Annotated in this window: 3 protein-coding genes and 1 pseudogene; 1 reads left to right on the forward strand and 3 read right to left on the reverse strand. The window is 65.8% G+C overall.

The window, feature by feature from the left end; all coding sequences use genetic code 11:
* The 3 genes and pseudogenes from AKL29_RS45600 to AKL29_RS26215 all read right to left on the reverse strand — a co-directional run.
* A pseudogene (locus AKL29_RS45600) lies at positions 1-382 on the reverse strand (nitrilase-related carbon-nitrogen hydrolase); the annotation flags it as partial.
* Positions 383-531: 149 nt separating this feature from the next.
* A complete protein-coding gene (locus AKL29_RS26210) occupies positions 532-885 on the reverse strand; it encodes a diacylglycerol kinase (RefSeq protein ID WP_028334253.1) in 354 nt (117 codons plus the stop codon).
* Positions 886-930: 45 nt separating this feature from the next.
* Positions 931-2,319, reverse strand: coding sequence for a class II 3-deoxy-7-phosphoheptulonate synthase (locus tag AKL29_RS26215; RefSeq protein ID WP_028334252.1), 1,389 nt, complete (start codon positions 2,317-2,319; stop codon positions 931-933).
* A 151-nt stretch (positions 2,320-2,470) separates the two neighbouring features.
* Here AKL29_RS26215 and AKL29_RS26220 point away from each other — a divergent pair, with 151 nt between their 5' ends.
* Entirely contained in the window at positions 2,471-3,397 is a 927-nt protein-coding gene (locus AKL29_RS26220; RefSeq protein ID WP_050386156.1) for an alpha/beta hydrolase family protein, read from the forward strand.
* Positions 3,398-3,524: the final 127 nt, after the last annotated feature.

The raw sequence follows: 3,524 nt of genomic DNA on the forward strand, positions 1-3,524 counted from the left end.
GCTTCTCGTCGAACACGCCGTAATTCGGCAGATTGGCCTTGAAGCGCAGCGCGGCGATGCGGCCGCCGTCGAGCAGCGCGCAGGCATTGTAGAGCTTGCCGTCCTCGACCCAGGGCGTGCCGATCAGCATCGCCGGGCCGCCATCCCTGGTCTCGCGCGCCAGTTCCTCGATCGCGGCGCGGCAGGCCGACTGGAACGCCGGCTTGAGCACCAGATCCTCCGGCGGGTAGCCGGCGATGAACAGTTCCGACAGCACCACGAGGTCGGCGCCGTCAGCCTTGGCCCTCTCGCGCGCGGCGCGTGCCTTCGCGGCGTTGCCGGTGACGTCACCGACCGTCGGATTGAGTTGCGCCAGGGTGATCTTGATCTGTTGTTCGCTCATACGCTTAAGTTGTCCTGCACAACAGCAAACTTCAATCACCTTCCCGTCATGGTGCGATTGCAGAAATCGCGCCATGGCCGTCGGTGGTGTCTTTTGAGCATGATCTGATCGGAAAACCGGTTCCCACTTTTCCGGATCATGCTCGGGAATCAGAACGCGCCCATGCGTTCGGCGAGGGCGAACAGCCAGAACAGCCCGGCCATGACGAGCGCGACGCCGACCGCGGCCGAGCCCATGTCCTTGACCCGCCCGATCTGCGGATCGTGATCCATGGTCAGGCGATCGGCGAGCTTCTCGATCGCGGTGTTGAGCAGCTCGATGACGAGCACCAGCACCACGGTCGCGACCAATTCGACCCGGCGCATCACGGTGGCGCCGACCAGCCAGGCCAGCGGCAGCGACAGCGCCAACGCCACCACCTCCTCGCGAATCGCCTGCTCCGAGCGAATGGCGAATGCCAGCCCGTTGCGCGAGTTGATGGTGGCGCGCCAGAACCTCAGCAAGTCACGGCCCCCAAGTCACTGCATGCCCCAAGTCACTGCCCCAAGTCACAACCCTGCGGCGGCGGGCATGGGTTTGACCTTACCGGCGCGCTCCTGCTTCAGGAGCTCGGCGATCAGGAAGGCCATGTCGATCGACTGTTCGGCGTTGAGGCGGGGATCGCAGACCGTGTGATAGCGGTCGTTGAGGTCCTCATCGGTGATGGCGCGCGCGCCGCCGATGCATTCGGTGACGTCCTGTCCGGTCATCTCCAGGTGCACGCCGCCGGCATGGGTGCCTTCGGCAGCGTGGATCTGGAAGAACGACCTCACCTCCGACAGCACGCGGTCGAACGGCCGCGTCTTGTAGCCCGAGGTCGAGGTGATCGTATTGCCGTGCATCGGATCGCACGACCACACCACCTTGCGTCCTTCCCGCTGCACGGCGCGGATCAGGCCCGGCAGATGGTCGCCGACCTTGTCGGCGCCGAACCGGTTGATCAGGGTCAGGCGCCCCGGCTCATCGTCGGGATTGAGGATATCGATCAGCTTCAACAGCTCGTCCGGCTTCAGCGACGGGCCGCATTTCAGGCCGATCGGATTCTTGATGCCGCGGAAATATTCGACATGGCCGTGATCGAGCTGGCGGGTACGGTCGCCGATCCAGATCATGTGGCCGGAGGTCGCGTACCAATCGCCGGTGGTGGAATCGACCCGCGTCATCGCCTGCTCGTAGCCGAGCAGCAGCGCCTCGTGGCTGGTGTAGAAATCGGTGGCGCGCAGCTCGGGATGGCTCTCGAGGTCGAGGCCGCAGGCGCGCATGAAATTCAGCGCATCCGAGATGCGGTCGGCCAGCTCCTTGTAACGGCGTGACTGCGGCGAATCCTTCAGGAAGCCGAGCATCCACTGATGCACGCTGCCGAGATTGGCGAAGCCGCCGGTGGCGAACGCGCGCAACAGGTTCAGCGTCGCGGCGGATTGGCGATAAGCCATCAGCTGGCGCTGCGGATCGGGAATGCGCGCTTCCGGCGTGAAAGCGATGTCGTTGACGATGTCGCCGCGATAGCTCGGCAGCTCGACGTCGCCCTGCTTCTCGGTCGGCGACGAGCGCGGCTTGGCGAACTGGCCGGCGATGCGGCCGACCTTCACCACCGGCAGCGCGCCGGCATATGTCAGCACGACCGCCATCTGCAGCAGGACGCGGAAGAAGTCGCGGATGTTGTTGGCGCCGTGCTCGGCAAAGCTCTCGGCGCAGTCGCCGCCCTGCAGCAGGAAGGCCTCGCCGGCGGCAACCCGCCCCAGCGCCTTCTTCAGGCTGCGCGCCTCGCCCGCGAACACCAGCGGCGGAAAGGTCGCCAGCTGGGCCTCGACATCGGCCAATGCCTTGGCGTCGGGATAATCGGGCACCTGCAGCACCTTCTTGGCGCGCCAGCTATCGGGTGTCCACCGCTCGGACATGAGGTCAACTCCTGAGCAAAAACCGCGACTTGATCACGGCATGACGAAAGCCCGGCTTATACACAGGGCCCCGCTTTCCCGCTAGAAGGATTCCTGCAATCTGGTCAAGCCCTTGCAGGGAAATCCGAATTCGCATTTGGTAGAGCATAGCATGAATGCCGGGGAAATCGCCGTGGCCTCCGCCGCGCTGGACGACGTTTTTAGCGACGACATCGTCGTGCCGGCCGCGGACGGCTATCCGCTCGCCGCGACGCTTTTCCTGCCGCGCGGCACGCGGCGCCAGGCCGTGCTGATCAATTCGGCGACCGCCGTGCCCCGCAAGGTCTATCGCGGCTTTGCCGGCTACCTCGCCCGCCGCGGCGCGGCGGTGCTGACCTACGACTACCGCGGCACCGGCGATAGCCGGCCGATGGCGGCGACCGGCCTCAACAAGCCGAAATCGCTGGCCGGCTTCAAGGCCACGATGGCGGATTGGGCCGCGCTCGACGCCACCGCAGCGGTGAGCTGGATGCGCGAGCGCTACCGCAACCTCCCCTTCGCCTATGTCGGCCACTCCTTCGGCGGCCAGGCACTCGGCCTGCTCGCCAACAATGCCGAGATCCCGCGCGCGCTCCTGATCGCCTCGCAGGCTGCCTATTGGAAGCTGATGGCCTCGCCCGAGCGCTACCGCGTCGTCGCCTTCCTGAACGGCGTCGGCCTGCCACTGGCGCGCACGCTCGGCTACCTGCCCGCCTGGGCCGGCCTCGGCATGGACCTGCCGAGGGGCGCGTTCGAGCAATGGCGGAGCTGGGTGATGCGGGAGCGCTATCTGCTCGATGATGCCACGCTGACGGCGCGCGAAAATTTTCCGAAGTTCAAGGGCAAGCTCCGCGCGCTTGTCATGACCGACGATACCTGGGCGACGCGGCCGGCTGTCGAATTGCTGTGCTCCGCCTTCACGTCGATCACGCCCGAGATCATCTCGATCCGCCCCGCCGACGCCGGCGCAAAAGCGATCGGCCATCTCGGCTTCTTCCGCAGCGAACACCGCGACGCATTGTGGCGCGGCGCCGCGGAGTGGATTGAGGCGGAGGGGTAAGCGCGCGAACGTTCACCGCCGTCGTCCTGGCGCAAGCCAGGACCCATAACCACCGAATTTGCTTGTGAACGGGAACGCGGCCCCAGCCTCGCGGAACAATTGAGATTTGGGGTAATGGGTCCTGGCT

The organism is Bradyrhizobium pachyrhizi (genome assembly GCF_001189245.1).
In the GTDB taxonomy this organism is placed as follows: domain Bacteria; phylum Pseudomonadota; class Alphaproteobacteria; order Rhizobiales; family Xanthobacteraceae; genus Bradyrhizobium; species Bradyrhizobium pachyrhizi.

What these genes read in the sequence shown, in the direction of transcription:
- AKL29_RS26220 (WP_050386156.1), top strand. Translation starts at nt 2,471, where the DNA reads ATGAATGCCGGGGAAATCGCCGTGGCCTCCGCCGCGCTGGACGACGTT.
- AKL29_RS26215 (WP_028334252.1), bottom strand. Translation starts at nt 2,319, where the DNA reads ATGTCCGAGCGGTGGACACCCGATAGCTGGCGCGCCAAGAAGGTGCTG.